Source organism: Sphingobacterium sp. lm-10, from assembly GCF_023554555.1.
In the GTDB taxonomy this organism is placed as follows: Bacteria; Bacteroidota; Bacteroidia; order Sphingobacteriales; family Sphingobacteriaceae; genus Sphingobacterium.
In genome coordinates, this window is record NZ_JAMJWC010000002.1 from 204,295 (window position 1) to 224,490 (window position 20,196).

A 20,196-nucleotide genomic window follows, 5' to 3' on the forward strand; every position below is an offset into this window, starting at 1 on the left:
TAATAGATCAACAAATTAACAAATAATGTGGAAAACGTGTAGAAAAACGGTGGAGGTAAAAGCAAAACTTTATTTTATTCCACAATGTGAGTCTAAAACCAAGAATTTGTGAAAACATATTACCAAAGGATGAACCCCATATTAACAAAATGTAAACAACAAAGATTTCACATCCCCACATGGAAAAAATAAAACGTACAAAATTAGATATCTGATAATCAGCATAAATCTATATCTCTAAATGTGGATAAGGTGTGGATAAAGTGAATTAAATATAAGTCCCATATGAAAAGCCAAACACTTATCCCCAAATTCCACACACTAATAAACAATAAGATCATTTTATATAAAACTCTTTATTAATTATTGAAAAAAGGGAATGTGGATTTCGTTTCAAATTGTTTCTTTACTTTTGTCCTGTTCCTCCGTGATAGGCAACATAACCACCAGTGCATAGAAGAGAAAATGAATAATAGGTTCGATACTGTTTTGGAAGCTAAAGGATACATTGATCTACCTATCGATCCTTCGATAGATTTGATCGAGGAAATCCAGCGCTTAAAAAAAGAAAAAAATGCTGTTATCCTGGCGCATTATTACCAGGAAAGCGAAATACAGGATATCGCGGATTATATTGGCGATAGTCTGGGATTATCCCAACAGGCCGCAAAGACGGAAGCTGATGTTATCCTGTTTGCCGGTGTGCATTTCATGGCAGAAACAGCTAAAATATTATCTCCAAAAAAGAAGGTTTTATTACCTGATTTAAAATCAGGTTGTTCATTATCAGACAGTTGTCCACCACATTTATTTGCAAAATTTAAGGAACAATATCCTGATCACTTGGTGATTACGTATGTGAATTGTACTGCAGAGCTAAAAGCACTTTCTGATATTGTCTGTACATCCAGTAATGCGGTACAAATTGTAGAGAGCCTGCCTAAAGATCAGAAAATTATCTTCGGACCAGATCGTAATCTAGGAGCTTATGTAAAAAAGAAAACGGGCAGAGATTTGGTACTTTGGAATGGCGCCTGTATGGTACACGAAATTTTCTCTCAAGACAGGATCAATGGTTTAAGAACAGATTATCCAACGGCAAAATTTATAGCACATCCCGAATGTGAAGATCATATCCTAGCGCAAGCCGATTACATTGGATCTACTTCTGGTATGCTAAAATACACTATTGAAGATCCAGCAGATACGTACATCGTAGCTACCGAATCCGGAATTCTTCATCAGATGCAAAAGGCTAGTCCGAGTAAGACATTTATTCCGGCTCCGCCGAATAATTTGTGTGCTTGTAATGATTGTCCACATATGAAATTGAATACGTTGGAGAAGCTCTATAACTGTCTGCATTATGAGTTGCCAGAGATTATTCTTCCGGAAGATGTGATCAAGCGAGCTCAAAAGCCAATTGAGCGTATGCTGGAAATTTCTGAACGCCTTGGATTGTAATTCACCTTTTACACGAATACTATGTTTGACAATAGCGAAAAAACAGATATTAAAGAATTAGGAGAATTTGGACTGATTGCGCACTTAACGCAGTCCGTAAAATTAACGCAAGCTTCTTCTATCAGAGGCATTGGTGACGATGCTGCCGTACTTAATTTCGAAGGAACGAAAACACTTGTTTCTACCGATCTATTATTGGAAAATGTACATTTCGATCTGCGTTATGTACCATTGAAACACTTGGGGTATAAGGCTGTACAAGTTAATTTAAGTGATATATATGCGATGAATGGTACTGCTTCGCAAATTACGTTCTCTATCGGTATGTCATCAAAATTTCCGCTGGAAGCTGTCGAAGAAATTTACGAAGGAGCATTGTTAGCTTGTAACAAATACAATATCGATCTGATTGGCGGAGATACCTCTGCCAGCCAGCAAGGTTTGGTACTTTCCGTAACCAGTATAGGCTATGCAGACGAAGCCGCTATTACGTACAGATCAGGAGCCAAAGAAGGTGATTTATTATGTGTTTCTGGCGATTTGGGTGGCGCATATGTAGGATTACAATTGCTTGAGCGGGAGAAAAAGATTTTTCTGGAAAATCCAAATATTCAACCCGATCTGGAAGGAAAGGATTATATTATCGAGCGTCAACTAAAGCCTGATGCACGAGGTGATGTGGTCGAATTATTACGTCAGTTAGACGTGAAGCCAAACGCCATGATTGATGTATCTGATGGTTTGGCGTCTGAGATTCTTCACATTGCTAAAGCCTCTAATGTAGGTTGTACGATTTATGAAGATAAGATACCATTGGATCCGATGACCTATGATACGGCTCGGGAATTTGGCTTGGATCCTACGATATGTGCACTGAGTGGAGGAGAGGATTACGAGTTATTATTCACTATTCCACAAACGGATTATGATAAAGTAAAAAATCAGTTGGACATCACTATTATCGGTCATATGACAGAAGCGTCTGCCGGTTGTCAAATGATTTCAAAATCAGGAAAAGTGCATCCTTTGCAGGCGCAGGGCTGGAATGCTTTTAAGTAATAATTTTACTAGATTACTTCAGCATCGTACCTCCGCTTCGTAATGATGACTGTTTAGGTTAGGGTTGTAATTTCTAATTTTAACGTATTTGCGAGGAGGGACGACGAAGCAATCTTCTTAGTAGTTAGTATTGATAACGCTCATGAATTATAAACAAGCAAGGCAATCCGTTAAAAGATTGCCTTGCTTAGTTTAAAAGGTACAAGTTTTACGTCTGCAAAACACCAACATTATAACGTTCCATGGTAGGATTATGATTGGCGGCTTCAATCCCCATGGAGATAATTTTGCGGGTATCCTTCGGATCAATAACACCATCAACCCACAATCTAGCAGCCGCATAGTAAGGGCTTAATTGCTTCTGGTAGGTATTATTGATCTTGTTCAAAAGTTCTTCTTTTTCGACCTCTGTTAGTTCTTTATTCTGCGCTTTTAATGTAGCTTCCTGGATTTGTAGTAAGGTTTTTCCAGCCGAAGCACCGCTCATGACTGCCATCTGTGCTGTTGGCCAGGCATAGATCAATCGAGGATCATAGGCTTTTCCACACATGGCATAGTTTCCGGCACCATAGCTATTTCCAACCACAAAAGTGAATTTAGGCACCACAGAATTGGCCATTGCATTGACCATTTTTGCTCCATCTTTAATGATGCCACCCTGTTCTGAACGTGAACCCACCATAAAACCAGTCACATCTTGTAAGAAAACTAACGGAATCTTTTGCTGATTACAATTCATGATAAAACGAGCTGCTTTGTCGGCAGAGTCAGAATAAATCACACCACCCATCTGCATTTCCGTTGCATTGCCGGGTTTTTTGGCTTTTACAACTTGTCTTTGATTCGCTACAATACCCACTGCCCATCCATCGATACGTGCGAGCGCACATATAATAGTCTTTCCGTAATCCTTTTTATATTCTTCCAGACTGCCTGTATCCACAATACATTTCAAGACCTCATTCATATCATAAGGTTTTAATCTATCTTGCGGGAAGTATTCGTACAAATAGTTTGCGTCACGTTCTGGCGCTGCAGCTTCAATACGTGAAAAGTGTGTTTTTTCATGATGGCCAAACTTATCCACAATACCACGGATAGCATCCAGACAGCTTTTATCATCCGGGTACTTATTATCTGTAACACCGGATATCTCACAGTGCGTCGTAGCACCACCCAAAGCTTCGTTATCGATTACTTCACCGATCGATGATTTCACTAGATAAGATCCTGCCAGAAATACAGATCCTGTACCTTCGACAATTAATGCATAATCCGACATAATTGGTAGGTAAGCACCACCTGCTACGCAAGAACCCATGATCGCCGATATCTGTGGAATACCCATGGAAGATATCTTCGCATTATTTCTAAAAATACGACCAAAATGCTCTTTATCCGGAAATATTTCATCCTGCATAGGTAAGTATACACCAGCGGAGTCTACCAGATAAATTATAGGCAAATGGTTTTCCATAGCGATTTCTTGCGCACGAAGATTTTTCTTGGCACTGATCGGGAACCAAGCGCCCGCTTTTACGGTAGCATCGTTAGATACGATAATACATAGCCGTCCGTGTATGTAGCCCATTACGATCACTACACCGCCATTAGGACAGCCACCATGTTCTGGATACAAATCGTCTCCCGCAAAGCTTCCTATTTCTACGTATTCACTATCATCGTCCAATACATAGTGTACACGTTCCCATGCGGTAAGCTTACCTTTGGATTGGTGTTTTTCGATTTTTTTGATCCCACCACCCAGACGTAATGTTTCAATTTTTTTTCGGAGTTCAGACAATAAACTTTCCATATACAAGTTTCTTTAGGAATAGTAATTTATAAGAGGTTGCAACGTTAAATTTCTATAAATATCATAAAATTTAATTTGTTTTTTATAATATTTGTATAGTATTTCTAATACTCTAGATAAACCTAAGCAAAATTTTATGATGAAAAATTCGATTGATACAGAACAATTAAGAATGGTGAGGCAGAGTGCAAGAGATTTTGCTCAAGCTCACATCAAACCCCATATTATGGCTTGGGATGAGCCCCAAAAATTTCCGGTAGAGCTCTTTAAAAAAATGGGAGAATATGGCTTTATGGGTATTCTCGTACCTGAAGAATACCAAGGTGCGGGACTAAGCTATCAGGAATATATTGCTATTCTGGATGAAATATCCAAAGTATGTGGATCTATTGGCCTATCCGTTGCAGCACACAACTCTCTGTGCACAAATCATATACTTACTTTCGCCAACGAGGAGCAAAAACGTAAGTACCTTCCAAAGTTAGCCACCGGCGAATGGATTGGCGCGTGGGGACTTACAGAAACGGGTTCCGGTTCGGATGCTGGTGGTCTGTCGACAGTCGGTGTATTGGATGGTGATCATTATGTAATTAATGGTAATAAAACGTTTATTACACACGCAATTTCTGGCGATGTGGCTGTGGTGATGGTGCGTACTGGAGAAAAAGGAGATAAGCACGGAGTTTCTGCTTTTATTATTGAGAAAGGTACACCTGGCTTTACTGCTGGTCAGAAAATGGACAAATTGGGGATGCGTGCGTCAGAAACAGCCAGCTTATTTTTCGACAACTGTAGAGTGCACAAAAGTCAGATGATTGGAGATATAGGTACTGGTTTTGTACAGGCATTAAAATTATTAGATGGAGGACGTATATCCATTGCTGCGCTGTCTTTAGGTATAGCCCGTGGTGCATATGAATGTGCTTTGCGCTATGCACAAGAACGAGAGCAGTTTAACAAACCTATTTTCGAGTTTCAAGATGTATCTTTTAAATTAGCGGATATGGCTACCGAGATTGAAGCATCAGAATTGTTGGTTCAGCATGCCGCCCAATTAAAAGATCAAGGCGAAAAAGTAACTAAAGCAGGCGCAATGGCCAAATTGTATGCTTCGGAAACAGCCGTGAAGGTATCCAATGAAAGTGTACAAATACATGGTGGGTATGGATTCACTAAAGATTTTGGAGCGGAGAAATATTTTAGAGATGCTAAACTCTGTACAATCGGCGAAGGCACAAGTGCCATTCAGAAGATGGTTATAGCTCGAGAAATAAAGAAAGATGTCTTATAAAAACATTGAAGTAATAGATTGTGTACGGGATGCCATACAGGGATTATACCAACACATTCCGGTACAGCAGAAGATTGAATATATCAATCTTCTGCTATCAAGTAATGCATTTTCATGTCTGGATATAGGGAGTTTTGTATCTCCGAAGGCGGTACCGCAAATGGCAGATACAGCAGCAGTACTGGCAGGTTTACAGAAAAAAAATGACACGAGGTTATCGGTGATTGTGGCCAACGAACGTGGCGTTAGTGAAGCAATGAAATATGATATAATCGATTATCTTGGTTATCCATTTTCTATATCCGAAACTTTTCAACAAAGAAATACACATAGCAGTATAGCAGAGTCTGTTCAGCGTGTGAAGTTGATGCAGGAGATGACTGCCTCGAGCGATAAAAAAATGCTGATTTATCTGTCCATGGCATTCGGTAATCCGTATGATGATGCCTGGAACAAAGAGTTGGTAGTACATTGGTTACACGAACTACAAGAAATTGGTATCACTCATTTCTCACTGGCGGATACCACGGCAGAAGCAATGCCAGATCGTATTACAGAAGTATTTCAGTTGGTAATAACACAATATCCTAACCTCAATCCTAGTATTCATTTGCATAGCAGGGCAGAGAATTCCCTTGCCAAGATAGATGCAGCGTATGATGCGGGATGTCGTAAATTTGAAGGTGCGATATTAGGATATGGTGGATGCCCATTTGCACAAGATAATTTGGTAGGAAATATACCTACTGAGTTGTTATTGCGCCGTTTCGAAAAAAGCTCCTTAGAAGAACTGCAACCAATTGTTGCTGCTTTTAAAGATCTTGTCGGACCACAAAATACCGCATAACTACAACTATGGATGTTCAATATCACTACATAAAAACCAAAAAGGAAGGACATATTTTTCACCTGATCCTATCCAGACCAGCAAAACGTAATGCATTTACACCAGCAACGATCAGCGAGATTGCACATGCCGTGGAGCAGATAAATCAGGATGATCAAGTTACGGTAGTTTTACTTTCAGCGGAAGGACCCGTATTTTGTGCTGGAATGGATCTTAAGACATTTCGTGATGAAAGTCTAGACGTGAGAAATGAAGATATACCTCACCTAAATATATCTTTGGGGGAAGTGCTAGCTAAGCTTCACAAGCCCTCCGTTGCGGTGGTAGAAGGAGATGTAATCGCTGGTGGATTTCTTTACGTGTTGGGTTGTACCTACGTTTTGGTCAAGCCAGATGTACGCTTTAAATTGCCCGAGTTGGATTTAGGCATTTTCCCCTTTCAAGTAATGGCAAGTCTTCTTAAAGTAGTACCCGAAAAGAAGGTTCTGCAACTTTGTCTGAATACCGACTATTTTTCTGCTGAAGAAGCATTATCCCTCGGTATCGTAGATGGATACCTACAAGACGATGTCCTGCAATCCCTATTGAGTCGTTTTACTAACGTTAATCCTACGGTACTCAAAGCAGGTTTCGAGTCTATTAGAGCATTGAAGGATATGCCCTCAGATCAGCATTATAGTTATCTGAAGCAAGTGTTGGACAAGCTGAAATAAATAGCAATAACGATAATAACATTTTTCAACGGATACGAAGCAAATCCATCTATGGCAATTAGCTTGTAGTACGATCCACCTGCTTGCCCCCTTAAGCATCAGAAACTTTTATTTATGTATATTGTTAATAAGTTTGTTACTTTGTAAACTATTTTCAACACTTCTCCCTTATGAGCATAGAGATTGGTTCTAAACTAAAGGATATTATATTTCCATCCGATTTACGAAAATTAGAAGAGGCTGACTTACAGGAGGTTTGTTCTGATTTACGGCAATATATTATCGATATAGTTTCTGAAAATGGCGGACATTTTGCAGCGAGTTTAGGAGTTGTGGAATTAACAGTAGCCTTGCACTACGTCCTTAATACACCCTATGACCAAATTGTATTTGACGTTGGACACCAGGCTTACGGACATAAAATACTGACAGGAAGAAGAGAAAATTTTCATACGAACCGCGTGATAGGTGGTCTTTCGGGATTTCCGAAAAGATCAGAGAGTGAATACGATGCTTTTGGAGTAGGACATTCTTCCACTTCTATATCCGCCGCATTGGGGATGGCAGTAGCTTCTGCTTATAAAGGAGAGCACGATCGTCAGCACGTAGCAGTCATTGGTGATGGAGCTCTCACTGGTGGGATGGCTTTCGAAGCACTTAATCATGCCGGTATTGAGAAATCCAATATTTTGGTGATCTTAAATGATAATTGCATGTCTATCGACCCTAATGTGGGTGCACTGAAGGACTACCTTACCAACATTACCACATCTAAAAGCTACAATCGATTTAGAGACGATTTGGTAAGTGTGCTAGCCAAGATTTCTAAAAATGGTCCTAATGCGTATGGTTGGGCTAAGAAATTGCAACAAACGATTAAAGGAACGCTTTGGGAGAATGCTAATTTATTTGAATCTCTTAATTTTAGATACTTTGGACCAGTAGACGGGCATGATGTGAATCAGTTGGCCAAAACCATTGAAGATCTAAAACACATCCCTGGACCAAAACTATTACATGCCATTACCGTAAAAGGTAAAGGATATGCTTTGGCAGAAAAAGATCAAACCAAATGGCATGCGCCAGGTTTGTTCGACAAAATAACAGGAGAAATTAAAAAAACTGTTTTCGAAAAGCCACAAGCTCCGAAATATCAAGATGTATTCGGACATACGCTAGTGGAGCTAGCAGAGTCAAACAAAGCCATTATGGGAATCACTCCGGCGATGCCAAGTGGTTCATCCTTAAATATCATGATGAAGGCCATGCCAGATCGTGCATTTGATGTAGGCATTGCCGAGCAACATGCCGTCACGTTTAGTGCTGGTTTGGCTACACAGGGTTTAGTACCATTCTGTAATATATATTCTTCGTTTATGCAACGCGCCTACGATCAAGTCATACACGACGTAGCGTTACAGAAGCTCAATGTAGTATTTTGCTTGGATCGAGCAGGCTTGGTAGGAGCAGATGGTCCTACACACCACGGCGCCTACGATATTGCGTTTATGCGCAGTGTACCAAATATGATCGTGGCTGCTCCGATGAATGAAGAAGAGCTCCGCAACATGATGTTTACTGCACAATTGCCAGATAAAGGTCCATTTAGTATTCGATATCCACGTGGTTCTGGAGTAATGCCTGATTGGCGCAAGCCATTCCGCGAATTGGCGATCGGAAAAGGACACAAGATCAGTGATGGAGAAGAAGTCGCTGTGCTAAGCTTTGGACATATAGGTAATGAGGTAGTTAAAGCATTTAAGCAGGTAAGCGAAGAAGGCATCCACCCGGCACATTACGATATGCGTTTCGCCAAACCTTTAGACGAAGAGTTATTACATCAGATCTTCGCTAAGTTCAAAAAGATAATCACGGTGGAAGATGGTTGTGTAGTCGGGGGCTTCGGATCCGCTATCTTAGAATTTATGGCAGATCACAGTTATCAAGCACAAGTGGTACGATTGGGTATTCCAGATGAAATTGTGGAACATGGTGATCAAGAGGAACTTTGGCAAATCTGCCGCTACGATGCGTCTGCTATTGCAGCCGTAATAAATAAACTTATGACCGGCCGCAAAACCCAAACTTTGGTCGGATAATTGCTTGCTATTTCTTAAACATAAGTTCCCAGAAGTATTTTCTGCTTCTGGGGTTAAATACGTCTAATTATTACTAAAAGTTTTCCACAAGGGCTCATCTAGATACTCAGAATAACGGTGTTAAAGTCATATATTTTACCATTACAAAATCGGTGTTAATAAAAAAACATTGACATCAAAATTTGATACATAGACGCTTATTTTTTTGTGTAAATATCTGATAATGAAGACATAATTCTTTTTTTATATTTTTAGTTTTTTAGCTCAGAAAAAATTGTCATCTTCGTTGTAAGGGAAAGTTTTTAACAGCTTTTCTGTCAATCATTGGTTTTCAAGTTATTAACAATTTACGAATGGAAAAAACGTGTACAAGTGTGTGGAATAGCTGTCTTCAAGTCATAAAAGACAATATTCCTGCGCAAAGTTTCAAAACATGGTTTGAGCCTGTGAAGGCCATACGTCTTGAAGAAAACGTTTTGACTATTCAGGTGCCTAGTTTGTTTTTCTACGAATGGTTAGAAGAGCATTATGTAGGTATCCTTCGCAAAACAGTAAAGAAGTTTTTAGGAGAGCAGGGTAGACTGGAATATAACATTGTGGTAGAAAAATCTTCTACTAGCATTCCTTTTACAACAAATATACCCTCCAATGGAAATGGGGCCGAAGGGAAGAATCAATCGATCCCGGTACCCGTTGCGCTCAATAAAAATATCAAGAATCCTTTTGTGATTCCAGGATTGAAAAAGCTGCAGGTAGATCCTCAGTTGAATCAAAATTACACCTTTGATAATTTTATCGAAGGTGAGTGTAATCGCTTGGCACGTTCAGCAGGTTTTGCGGTGGCCAACAAACCAGGAGGCACCTCCTTCAATCCTTTAATGGTGTACGGAGATGTTGGTTTGGGTAAAACACATTTAGTACAAGCCATCGGAAACGAGATTAAGAAAAACCTGCCCGATAAGCTGGTAATCTACGTGTCTTGTGAAAAATTTTGTCAACAATTTGTAGATTCCTTAAAGAATAATACGATCAATGACTTCGTAAACTTCTATCAGGCGATGGATGTGATCGTTATGGACGACGTACATAACTTTGCCGGGAAAGAAAAAACACAGGATATTTTCTTCCATATTTTCAATCACCTACACCAGTCGGGCAAACAAATTATTCTAACGTCTGATAAACCGCCAAAAGATTTGTCGGGTTTAGAAGAGCGTTTGTTAAGCCGTTTCAAATGGGGTCTTTCCGCCGATATTCAGATTCCAGATTTGGAAACCAGAATGGCAATCCTAAAGAAAAAAATGTATTCTGACGGTATTGAGTTGCCGGAAAATGTGGTAGAGTTTGTTGCCCATCAGATTGATAATAGTGTACGTGAGTTAGAAGGAGCCATGGTTTCTCTATTAGCACAATCTACGCTCAACAAAAAGGAGATCGATCTGAATCTAGCGAAATCCATGCTGAAGAACTTTGTGAAAAATACCAGCAAAGAAATCTCGATGGATTATATCCAAAAACTGGTATGTGAGTATTTTGAAGTGCCGGTAGAGATGGTCAAATCCAAAGTGAGAAAACGCGAGATTGTACAAGCGCGTCAGATCTCTATGTATCTGGCGAAGAACCACACCAAATCCTCTTTGAAGTCTATCGGTAACTTTTTTGGCGGTCGTGATCACTCCACGGTTATCTACGCTTGCCAAACCGTAGAAGATCTGATCGAAACGGACAAGAAATTCAAAACCTACGTACAAGACATTCAAAAAAAGCTGAAAGCTTCGTAGTCAAAGATAGCGGTACAAGTATACGGGCGCCAAGTTGTTACTTTGGCGCCTTTTTATTTTAGATCAATATTCTTATTTTGCGTCAAATTACAATGCAAACGGTTGCATTATAATTTGCTAATACCTTTTATTATGTTTAAAGAAACTCGAAACATCCTATTAATGGCAGGCTTGGGATTGTGCTTAAGTACGTCGAAAAGTATAGCGCAAGAAACATTTCGATATAAAGATGCACGCTTGAATACGAGTGAGCGTACAGCAGATCTTTTGAGCCACATGACGCTCGAAGAAAAGGTCGGACAATTGCTCTGTCCGCTTGGTTGGGAAATGTACACCAAGGAAGGCAGTACGGTTACGTATTCTGAAAAATATAAAAATCTGTTGGATAAGCAGCATGTAGGCATGTTTTGGGCAGTCTTTCGTGCAGATCCATGGACGCAGAAAACATTAGAAAATGGACTTACTCCGACATTAGCAGCCGAAGCAGCTAACGCCATGCAACGCTATGCCGTAGAAGAAACGCGTTTAGGTATACCAATTTTCATCGCCGAAGAAGCACCACATGGTCATATGGCCATCGGTACCACCGTTTTTCCAACCGGTATTGGTATGGCTTCTACATGGAATCCGACTTTACAAGAACAGGTTTCGGCGATATCAGCGAAGGAAGTTCGTTTGCAAGGCGGACATATTGGCTACGGCCCAGTATTGGATCTTTCGCGTGATCCTCGCTGGTCAAGAGTAGAAGAAACGTACGGTGAAGATCCGGTGTTGAGTGGAACCATGGGTGCTGCAGCGGCAAAAGGAGCTGGTGCAGGCGATTTAAAGAATCCGTATTCGGTGATATCCACCATCAAGCATTTCATTGCTTATGGGATACCAGAAGGCGGCCATAATGGGAATAGTGCAATCATCGGGCAACGGGAATTGCACGAGAGCTTTCTTCCGCCGTTTTTTAAAACAGTAGAAGCAGGTGCTTTATCGGTAATGACCGCCTATAACTCCATTGATGGAATACCCTGTACTGCGGATGGCTATTTGTTGACCGATGTATTGCGCAAGGACTGGGGTTTTGATGGTTTTGTGGTTTCCGACCTGGGAAGTATTGATGGCATTTATTCCAGTCATCGCGTAGCGTCTTCCCTACAAGAAGCAGGTACGATGGCGCTGGAAGCAGGTGTGGACGTGGATTTAGGTGCACGCCCGTTTGGGGAACTTATCGCAGCGATCGAATCAGGAAAAATAGATATCGCTAAAATTGATAGTGCAGCGGCTCGTGTGTTACGTTTGAAATTTGATATGGGGTTGTTTGAAAATCCCTATCGTGATCCGAGAGAGGCTGGACGTGAGGTAAGAAGCAAAAAGCACGTAGCCATATCGCATAAAGCAGCGCAAGAGTCAATCGTCTTGCTCGAAAATAAAAATAACGTATTACCACTCTCGGCAAAGAAAGTGAAAAAGATTGCCGTAATAGGCCCGAATGCGAATACGCCTTACAACCAGCTGGGCGATTACACCGCACCACAAGAACGCGCGGTGATCCGGACGGTATTGGATGGGATAAAAGCCAAAGTGCCTTCTGCAGATGTAATCTTTGCCAAAGGCACCGCTATTCGAGACACTACGCAGTCTGATATCGAGGCAGCGGTACAAGCAGCTTTGCAATCTGATGTGGCGGTAGTTGTAGTTGGTGGTTCTAGTGCACGTGATTTCGAAACCAAATACATCGAAACTGGCGCGGCAGTTGCCGATGCTACATCGCTCAGTGATATGGAAAGTGGTGAAGGTTTCGATCGGTCCACCCTAGATTTGTTAGGTGACCAAATCCAATTATTGGAAGCTATTAAAAAAACAGGTAAACCCATGATCGTGGTGTACATCCAGGGAAGACCGCTAAACATGAATTGGGCACATGAAAATGCAGATGCCTTGTTGAATGCCTGGTATCCAGGTCAGGAAGGCGGCAATGCCATTGCTGATGTGATTTTTGGAGATTATAATCCAGCGGGCAGAATGCCGATATCCGTTCCACGCTCGGTGGGTCAACTTCCTGTATATTACAATAAAAAAGTGCCTAAAGGGCATGATTATGTAGAAACATTGGGCTCGCCTTTGTATACTTTTGGTTATGGGAAAAGCTTCACCGAATTTAGCTATAGCGGCTTGGAAGTGAACCATCGTGCAGATGGAGGCTTGGAAGTGACGCTTCAAGTGAAAAATACTGGAGCACGTGATGGGGATGAGGTGGTGCAGTTGTATATACGTGATGAATTTGCTTCTACAGTACAGCCTATCAAGCAGTTAAAGAAATTTGATCGGATTCATTTGGCTGCAGGAAAATCCAAGAAAGTCGTCTTCCAATTACATCCGGAAGACTTATCTGTCATTAATCCGAAGATGGAGCGCGTGATGGAAGCTGGAAGTTTTCATGTGATGGTGGGTGCCTCCGCAGATGATATTCGTCTGGACGAGCATGTCGAGATCAAAAATACGGTGCAGCTACCTATGTACGGAAAAGTGAAATAATACGATCGTCAAATAACATTTAAAAAGCTTGTAATCAACTGATTCCAAGCTTTTTGATTGATTGTGCCTCTCATGATGATGAGAAAGTTTTCGATCTTCCATGTTCTTTCTTAAATAGTTCCTTTTTTCAGAACCAGATCGTATTAAGAACGAGTTCGGCCTTCGCGTTTTCCAACCTCACGTTTTCCACCTTCGGGTCTTCGATTAGGCCGGTTTTTTTGTAGTTCGGCAAACTTCTGCTTTTGACTCGCATCCAACAAAGCTGCGATTTTCACATCGGTTTGTGCATTCATCTCCTTTACTTTACCGCGAACATTGTCCTGCTTACGATCTGAATCTTTGAAAACCGATTGTAGACTTTTTGCCTGATCTAATACCAGTGTGTGAATAGATTCTTTTTGAGCTGTAGTCAAGTTCAACTCTTTATCTAAGTGCTCTACTCTGGCCTTGGCACGCGCTTCTGGATCTTTATTGAAGTTACCACGTTTCTGTGCTTGTGCTGCGTTTAATCCTATGAACAACGCTAATGCAATCATTACTTTTTTCATAACATTTCTCCTTTTTCTTTTAACAAAAGTGGAGAATGTATTTCGGACAAAATAAAAACAAACAGTTTTTAACTTCTCTTAAGGTTCATTTACACTATAACGGGCTAATGTGTTAATTACATCTTGGCGGATGTGGTCTTCTTCATCGAAAACAAAGGTAATCGGTATATAATAACAGGGTATACTCGCCAGAGAATGGATAGACAATCGTTGTACATCTTTCTCCGTTGTAATAAGTATCGTATCTCCTTGAGACGCCAATTGCGTGTAGCTAACTTGAATCTGTTCGTAATCTGTCGGTGTAAATACATGATGATCCGGCAAAGCAATATTTCGTACTGATTGAGCTTGTTGGCGTACGTAGTCTATGAGCGGAGTCGGATTAGCAATTCCGGTGACCAATAGTACATGCTTGTCCCTCAGTTCCACCAATGATGAATTAGTCGTCATATCATTTGGCCGCGAAAGGGCTTTAGGGGCTCCGTATGCAATAGAAGCAAAGTAAATAGGCGCATCACTATGTTTCCTTAATCTCTTTATGATAGCGGCGCGCTGATGTACAGATAGATCTTTTGGGATTTTAGTGATTACGATAATATGTGCTCTTTTTGCCTGCGGCAATATATCCCGAAAATTTCCGGTAGGCAGCGGGATAATCGGGCCAAGTAAAGAAGCATATTCGAACAGCAAAATATTGCAGCTAGCAGCCACACGGCGATGCTGATAGGCATCGTCCAGCAGGATAAGATTATGTTCGCTAAGCAAGGTTTCTATGCCCGTACGACGGTCTTCACACACCGCCACAGTGAGTTGAGGAAACTTCCGTTTAAATTGTAAAGGTTCATCGCCTGTTGCGATCGCACTATCATCTATTTGTACATAACGAAACCCTTTTGTTTTACGGCCGTATCCACGGCTCAACGTCGCTATTTTGTAATCGCTGTTGAACCATCGGATTAGGCATTCAGTCATTGGAGTTTTGCCGCTACCACCCACAGCAAGGTTACCTATTACGATACTCCGGACTGGATAAGATTTGCTGTGCCATATGCCCCGATCATACAAGAAATTGCGTAGCCAGACGACGCAGCCGTATAAGAGCGAAATAGGCAACAGAAGCCAGCGCAACAGGCCAATCATGGCTTCTGAGCAATTTTTAACCCCACATCTGTGATGCCTCTCAGTTGGTGATCTTCCATATGATGCTTTACGGAAAATTGGTACATACCGGTATCTGGGAAGTGATATCTTTCTAAAACGGTGTGATTAATAAGATACAGGTTTCCGGCAGATTGGCCAATCCATCGGCCATCGGACTTGGCCAAAGAAAGCTCTACCGTACCTGTAGTATCATCTTTCAAAGCAGGCCGCTGTTCTAAAGAAAATACTAGGTTATTATAGGGGTAAAAATTATTATGCCGAATAGTAACCGATACTTCATACGGCTGAGAAGCATCCACGATGTGTACATCGAATTGGGCTACAGAGTCCCGATTCCAGCGACAATCGTTGATCCTTGTATTTTTCTCGTACGCAATATGCGGATCACAGGATGCCAGCAACAATAGTCCTAAAAAAAAGCCAAGATATATCATACTATGCACTCTCAGCATACTATTCCGGCTTACTATCGTTATTATTTCTTCTGTCTCGGTTTCTATTGTTGTTATTCCGTCTTTTTGGACGCGGCCTAGCAGTTCCTTCTGTAGCGTCGCCAGTAGCGGCAGCTCTTGGTTTTTGATTTTCTGCATTCCCTTTATCTCCCTTAGCCTGTGGTGGTTTTGGAGGACGCGGAGGACGATTTTCCGACGATCTGTTTTCTGTATCTCCACCAGCAGTTTTAGCTACAGGCTTTTTCTTACGGCGTTTCTTCTTGTTGCGGTCGTCTAGGCGGGTCAGACTATCTTGTCCGACTACGTTCTCATAGTCGTAATTGATTGGCTTCACCTTGGTTTCTTCCGGTTCTACGTAAAGAAGCTCTGCTGGTTTTTGTCCGCCTTTGTTCATCTGTACGAATTCCCGCACCTTATCTACGGTCAATGGAATCCAGTTTTCCGCTTTTGGGTACGAAAACCACATTGTTTTCTTAAAAATATCGGTTTTTTGCAGGTATGCCATCCCGATCTCCGTGTCAATGCGATCAATATCTGTCGGAATATCCTTCAGGGCATCCATATAACTGTCCAACTCGTAGTTCAGACAGCATTTCAATTTACCACACTGCCCAGCCAGCTTCAACGTATTCAAAGAAAGATTCTGATACCGAGCAGCTGAGGTAGAGACTGTTTTAAAGTCCGTCAGCCAGGTAGAGCAACATAGTTCACGGCCACAAGAGCCAATACCACCTAATCGGCTCGCTTCCTGACGCATACCAATTTGTCGCATTTCGATGCGAATGCGAAACGATTCTGCCATTCGTTTGATCAATTCCCGAAAATCCACCCGGCCTTCGGCCGTGTAGAAAAAGGTCGCCTTCGTTTTATCACCTTGATAATCTACATCCGAGATTTTCATCGATAACCCCAGATCTAACGCCAATTTTCGGGCACGGTGCATGGTTTCCCACTCCAGCTCTTTCGCTGCGTTAAATTTTTCTACGTCTTTCTCGTTGGCTTTGCGATACACTTTCTTCACCACATCTTCGCCCTTCACCCGGTTCTTTTTCAGCTGTAATCGTACGAGTTCGCCTGTCAGCGATACGTGTCCGATATCGTAGCCACCGGTAGATGGTTCTACTGCAACCATTTCACCCATTTCCAGGTATAGGTTTTCAGTATTTACAAAGAATTCCTTTCTAGATCCTTTGAAACGAACTTCTACTATGTCAAACGGTTTATAATTAGAGGGCAGATCCATGTCGGTCAGCCAATCGTAAACATCCAATTTATTGCATCCGCTGGTCATACACGTGCCGTTGTTATTACAACCTGCCGGTACGGTCCCTAGAGATTTGCTTCCGCAACCTCCGCCGGATGCGCAACTTCCACATCCCATATGTCTATATATATATTGAGTCCGCCTCTTGGCGGAACGTTTTGTATTTGAACAATAAAACTAACTGCAAAGATAGGTCTAAAAATAATATTTTAGCATTTGCATTTCGCTCTACGGCGTAGTGCGTTTTTTCCAGTAGATCTACCCCTGCGCTTAATTGTTCCAGTGTAAATATTTCACTAAATTTAGTAATAAAATCCAATTCTTTGTCTTGCAGGAAAATCAAACTTTCCAGTCCCTGTGATTTCAGTACGATCTGACGCATCATGCCAACAGTGTACATCAGGAAGTTTTTCTGGTTTTCGCGCCCCAATTTTGGGAAGTCAATTTCCGACAATTGAATCAGCTTGAGCCCCGTATCTGTAACGACCAAACGCAGCCATTGGATCATCAGATCGAAGTAAGCGTTGCTATCACTATGCAACAGCTCCAATGCCGATTGCAGGTTGCCGTCCGCCAAAAAAGATATTTCTCCCGCTTTGAGTGGATCTACCCCCTTTTCTTTCGTGAGGTACCGATCAACGTCGGTATGCGATAACTTGTGAATTTTTACCAGTTGTGTCCGGGAGATGATGGTGTTCAGAATACGATCCTGATTTTCTGCCACCAGCAAAAACAGCGTTTTCTCGGGCGGTTCTTCAATGAGTTTCAACAGAGCATTTCCTTGTGTATCCAGGTATTCTGGTAACCACATAATCAGCACCTTATACTCCGCTTCGAAGGTCTTGAAACTTAATTTCTTAATGATATCATGTACTTCCGCAATGTTGATGTTTGCCTGTTTGTTTTGTGCATCAAACTGCTGACGCCATGTATTCATCCCTAGGTATGGGTTTTCTGTAAAAGCCTGTCGCCAAGCCTCAATATAATTGATGGCAACTTCGCCAGACGATTTAGCAAAAAAGGGATAAGAGAAGTGCAAATCCGGATGGATTAGCTTTTCGTACTTGCGGCAAGAGGCACACACTCCGCAGCTATCTGCTTCTCGCTTGTCTTCGCAATTAATGTATTGTGCGTACGCAATGGCCAACGCTAACGAGCCGGAACCCTCGGGCCCAAGAAATAATTGGGCATGGCTTACCCGGTTATCCTGAACTGTACGAACAAGATGTTGTTTAACGCTGTCGTGACCTATTATTTTTTCAAAACGCATAGCAGATTCCTACAAAAGTAACGAAAAAACCTTGGAAGAAAGTTGGAATCTTTTTGTATTATTGCAGTATAAATAGCCAACTACAAATGAGGTTTATCGTATCCACATCCACTTTATTAAAGCAATTGCAGGCCATTAGCGGAGCATCTAGCAGTAGCACGGTTTTGCCCATTCTGGAGAACTTTCTGTTCGAAATTAAGGACAATGAACTGACCATTTCTGCGACTGATCTGCAAACCAGTATGGTAACTTCTCTGCAGATAGAAGCCAAAGAAGAAGGGCGTGTTGCGATGCCATCCAAGATCTTGATCGAAACATTGAAAACGCTTCCAGACCAACCGGTTGCTTTTTCCGTAGATACCACGACCATGGCTATCGAGATTAGTGCAGGAGATGGTAAATACAAGTTGAGTGGCGAGAATGCCGATGACTTTCCAAAGATCCCGGTAGTAGATAATATCTCCACGGTGAATATTTCGGCACCGATTCTGGCGGAAGCTATCAGCAAAACCATCTTTGCGGTAAGTAGCGATGAGCTGAGACCGGCTATGTCGGGCGTATATGTACAGCTGGCGGAGCAATCGATCACTTTTGTATCTACAGATGCACATAAATTAGTACGCTATCGTCGTACGGACATCGGTGCAGAGAAGCCTACATCATTAATTTTACCGAAAAAAGCTTTGAACCTTTTGAAGTCTTCGTTGCCTTCAGATGATATCAATGTATCTATCGAATACAACAATACCAACGCATTCTTTCAATTCGGCCATGTATCACTGATCTGTCGATTGATTGATGAGCGTTATCCAGATTATGAGGCTGTTATTCCGCAGGTTAATCCTAATAAATTGACAGTGGAACGCGCTAGTTTCTTGAACTCTTTACGTCGTGTGGTCATTTTTGCCAATAAAACGACGCATCAGGTACGATTGAAAATCTCCGGAAGCGAACTGCACATCTCGGCAGAGGATTTGGATTTCTCTAACGAAGCGCATGAGCGCCTGAGCTGTCAGTACGAAGGGGACGATATGGAAATTGGCTTCAATGCACGTTTCTTGGTAGAGATGTTAAACAACTTAGGTTCGGAAGAAGTAACCTTAGAAATGAGTACACCGAACCGTGCCGGATTATTATTCCCAGCCATCAAAGAAGAAAACGAAGATGTCTTGATGCTGGTTATGCCGGTGATGTTAAACAATAATTAGTCAGCACCTCTGCGATGACGGATATTTTATACGGAATCATTGATTTCATCATACACATTGACGATCACCTGGTGGAGATCGTCAATGATTATAAGACCTGGACATATCTTATCCTCTTTCTCATCATTTTTGCAGAAACCGGTTTGGTGGTTACACCGTTTCTTCCAGGAGATTCCTTGTTATTCGCCGCAGGAGCAATTATTGCTAAGCCGGAGACGGAGTTGAATATCTTTTTTATGTGGGGGCTGCTTATGGTTGCCGGAATTTTGGGCGACATGGTCAACTATTATGTCGGCAAGTATCTTGGGCCTCGTGTTTTTAGCGGCAAAGTACCTTTCTTAAAGCGTGAATACCTGGAGCGTACCGAGCAATTTTACCAGCGTCATGGTGGTAAGACGATCATTTATGCTCGATTCATACCCATCATCAGAACCTTTGCGCCATTTGTGGCGGGCGTAGGATCCATGCCTTATGGAAAATTTGCGTCCTACAATGTTGTAGGGGCAATTTTATGGGTAACTTCTTTTTTATTTATCGGCTACTTTTTTGGCGGTCTTCCAGTGATCAAAGATAATTTTACCATCGTGATTTTTGCTATCATAGGCTTGTCTATCGTACCGCCGATTATCCAGATGATCAAGGATCGAAAAGGCCCCAAGGCGACGGAAGATTCTACCTTATCATAACTATTACGCAG

16 protein-coding genes are annotated in these 20,196 nt (G+C 41.6%); 10 read left to right on the top strand and 6 right to left on the bottom strand.

What is annotated here, in order from left to right:
* Positions 1–465 precede the first annotated feature (465 nt).
* Both nadA and thiL read left to right on the top strand, forming a co-directional pair.
* On the top strand, positions 466–1,464 hold the full coding sequence (nadA, locus tag M8998_RS10830) for a quinolinate synthase NadA (protein ID WP_249992630.1): 999 nt from the start codon (positions 466–468) through the stop codon (positions 1,462–1,464).
* A gap of 21 nt (positions 1,465–1,485) precedes the next feature.
* The gene (gene thiL / locus M8998_RS10835) at positions 1,486–2,523 is read left to right on the top strand and encodes a thiamine-phosphate kinase (RefSeq protein ID WP_249992632.1); all 1,038 of its coding nucleotides are present in this window, start codon (positions 1,486–1,488) and stop codon (positions 2,521–2,523) included.
* A gap of 208 nt (positions 2,524–2,731) precedes the next feature.
* Here the strand turns inward: thiL and M8998_RS10840 are convergent, their stop codons facing one another.
* On the bottom strand, positions 2,732–4,339 hold the full coding sequence (locus tag M8998_RS10840; protein ID WP_249992634.1) for an acyl-CoA carboxylase subunit beta: 1,608 nt from the start codon (positions 4,337–4,339) through the stop codon (positions 2,732–2,734).
* Between the two features lie 139 nt (positions 4,340–4,478).
* Between M8998_RS10840 and M8998_RS10845 the strand changes: the two genes are divergently transcribed.
* From M8998_RS10845 to M8998_RS10870, 6 genes are all read left to right on the top strand, one after another.
* Positions 4,479–5,630, top strand: a complete 1,152-nt coding sequence (locus M8998_RS10845) for an acyl-CoA dehydrogenase family protein (RefSeq protein WP_502957375.1) — start codon at positions 4,479–4,481, stop codon at positions 5,628–5,630.
* Positions 5,620–6,477: a hydroxymethylglutaryl-CoA lyase-like TIM-barrel protein gene (locus tag M8998_RS10850; protein ID WP_249992638.1), complete on the top strand. Its 858-nt coding sequence runs from the start codon at positions 5,620–5,622 to the stop codon at positions 6,475–6,477. Before M8998_RS10845 ends, M8998_RS10850 begins: the two co-directional genes overlap by 11 nt.
* A gap of 8 nt (positions 6,478–6,485) precedes the next feature.
* Positions 6,486–7,190: an enoyl-CoA hydratase/isomerase family protein gene (locus M8998_RS10855; protein WP_249992640.1), complete on the top strand. Its 705-nt coding sequence runs from the start codon at positions 6,486–6,488 to the stop codon at positions 7,188–7,190.
* A 170-nt stretch (positions 7,191–7,360) separates the two neighbouring features.
* Entirely contained in the window at positions 7,361–9,289 is a 1,929-nt protein-coding gene (gene dxs / locus M8998_RS10860; RefSeq protein ID WP_249992642.1) for a 1-deoxy-D-xylulose-5-phosphate synthase, read from the top strand.
* Between the two features lie 353 nt (positions 9,290–9,642).
* A complete protein-coding gene (gene dnaA, locus M8998_RS10865) occupies positions 9,643–11,070 on the top strand; it encodes a chromosomal replication initiator protein DnaA (RefSeq protein ID WP_249992644.1) in 1,428 nt (475 codons plus the stop codon).
* A gap of 132 nt (positions 11,071–11,202) precedes the next feature.
* Positions 11,203–13,596: a glycoside hydrolase family 3 N-terminal domain-containing protein gene (locus M8998_RS10870; RefSeq protein ID WP_249992646.1), complete on the top strand. Its 2,394-nt coding sequence runs from the start codon at positions 11,203–11,205 to the stop codon at positions 13,594–13,596.
* A gap of 143 nt (positions 13,597–13,739) precedes the next feature.
* Here M8998_RS10870 and M8998_RS10875 read toward each other — a convergent pair whose 3' ends face one another.
* The 5 genes from M8998_RS10875 to M8998_RS10895 form a co-directional block, all read right to left on the bottom strand.
* A complete protein-coding gene (locus M8998_RS10875) occupies positions 13,740–14,144 on the bottom strand; it encodes a hypothetical protein (RefSeq protein ID WP_249992648.1) in 405 nt (134 codons plus the stop codon).
* Positions 14,145–14,222: 78 nt separating this feature from the next.
* The gene (gene lpxK / locus M8998_RS10880; RefSeq protein ID WP_249992650.1) at positions 14,223–15,284 is read right to left on the bottom strand and encodes a tetraacyldisaccharide 4'-kinase; all 1,062 of its coding nucleotides are present in this window, start codon (positions 15,282–15,284) and stop codon (positions 14,223–14,225) included.
* Positions 15,281–15,757, bottom strand: a complete 477-nt coding sequence (locus tag M8998_RS10885) for a gliding motility lipoprotein GldH (protein ID WP_249992652.1) — start codon at positions 15,755–15,757, stop codon at positions 15,281–15,283. Before M8998_RS10885 ends, lpxK begins: the two co-directional genes overlap by 4 nt.
* A gap of 1 nt (position 15,758) precedes the next feature.
* The gene (locus M8998_RS10890; RefSeq protein WP_249992654.1) at positions 15,759–17,048 is read right to left on the bottom strand and encodes a PSP1 domain-containing protein; all 1,290 of its coding nucleotides are present in this window, start codon (positions 17,046–17,048) and stop codon (positions 15,759–15,761) included.
* Positions 17,049–17,142: 94 nt separating this feature from the next.
* The gene (locus tag M8998_RS10895) at positions 17,143–18,291 is read right to left on the bottom strand and encodes a DNA polymerase III subunit (RefSeq protein ID WP_249992656.1); all 1,149 of its coding nucleotides are present in this window, start codon (positions 18,289–18,291) and stop codon (positions 17,143–17,145) included.
* Positions 18,292–18,377: 86 nt separating this feature from the next.
* Between M8998_RS10895 and dnaN the strand changes: the two genes are divergently transcribed.
* The gene (dnaN, locus tag M8998_RS10900; RefSeq protein WP_249992658.1) at positions 18,378–19,499 is read left to right on the top strand and encodes a DNA polymerase III subunit beta; all 1,122 of its coding nucleotides are present in this window, start codon (positions 18,378–18,380) and stop codon (positions 19,497–19,499) included.
* Between the two features lie 14 nt (positions 19,500–19,513).
* Positions 19,514–20,185 (top strand): DedA family protein, encoded by a 672-nt coding sequence (locus M8998_RS10905; RefSeq protein WP_249992660.1) that lies wholly within the window; start codon positions 19,514–19,516, stop codon positions 20,183–20,185.
* Positions 20,186–20,196 lie beyond the last annotated feature (11 nt).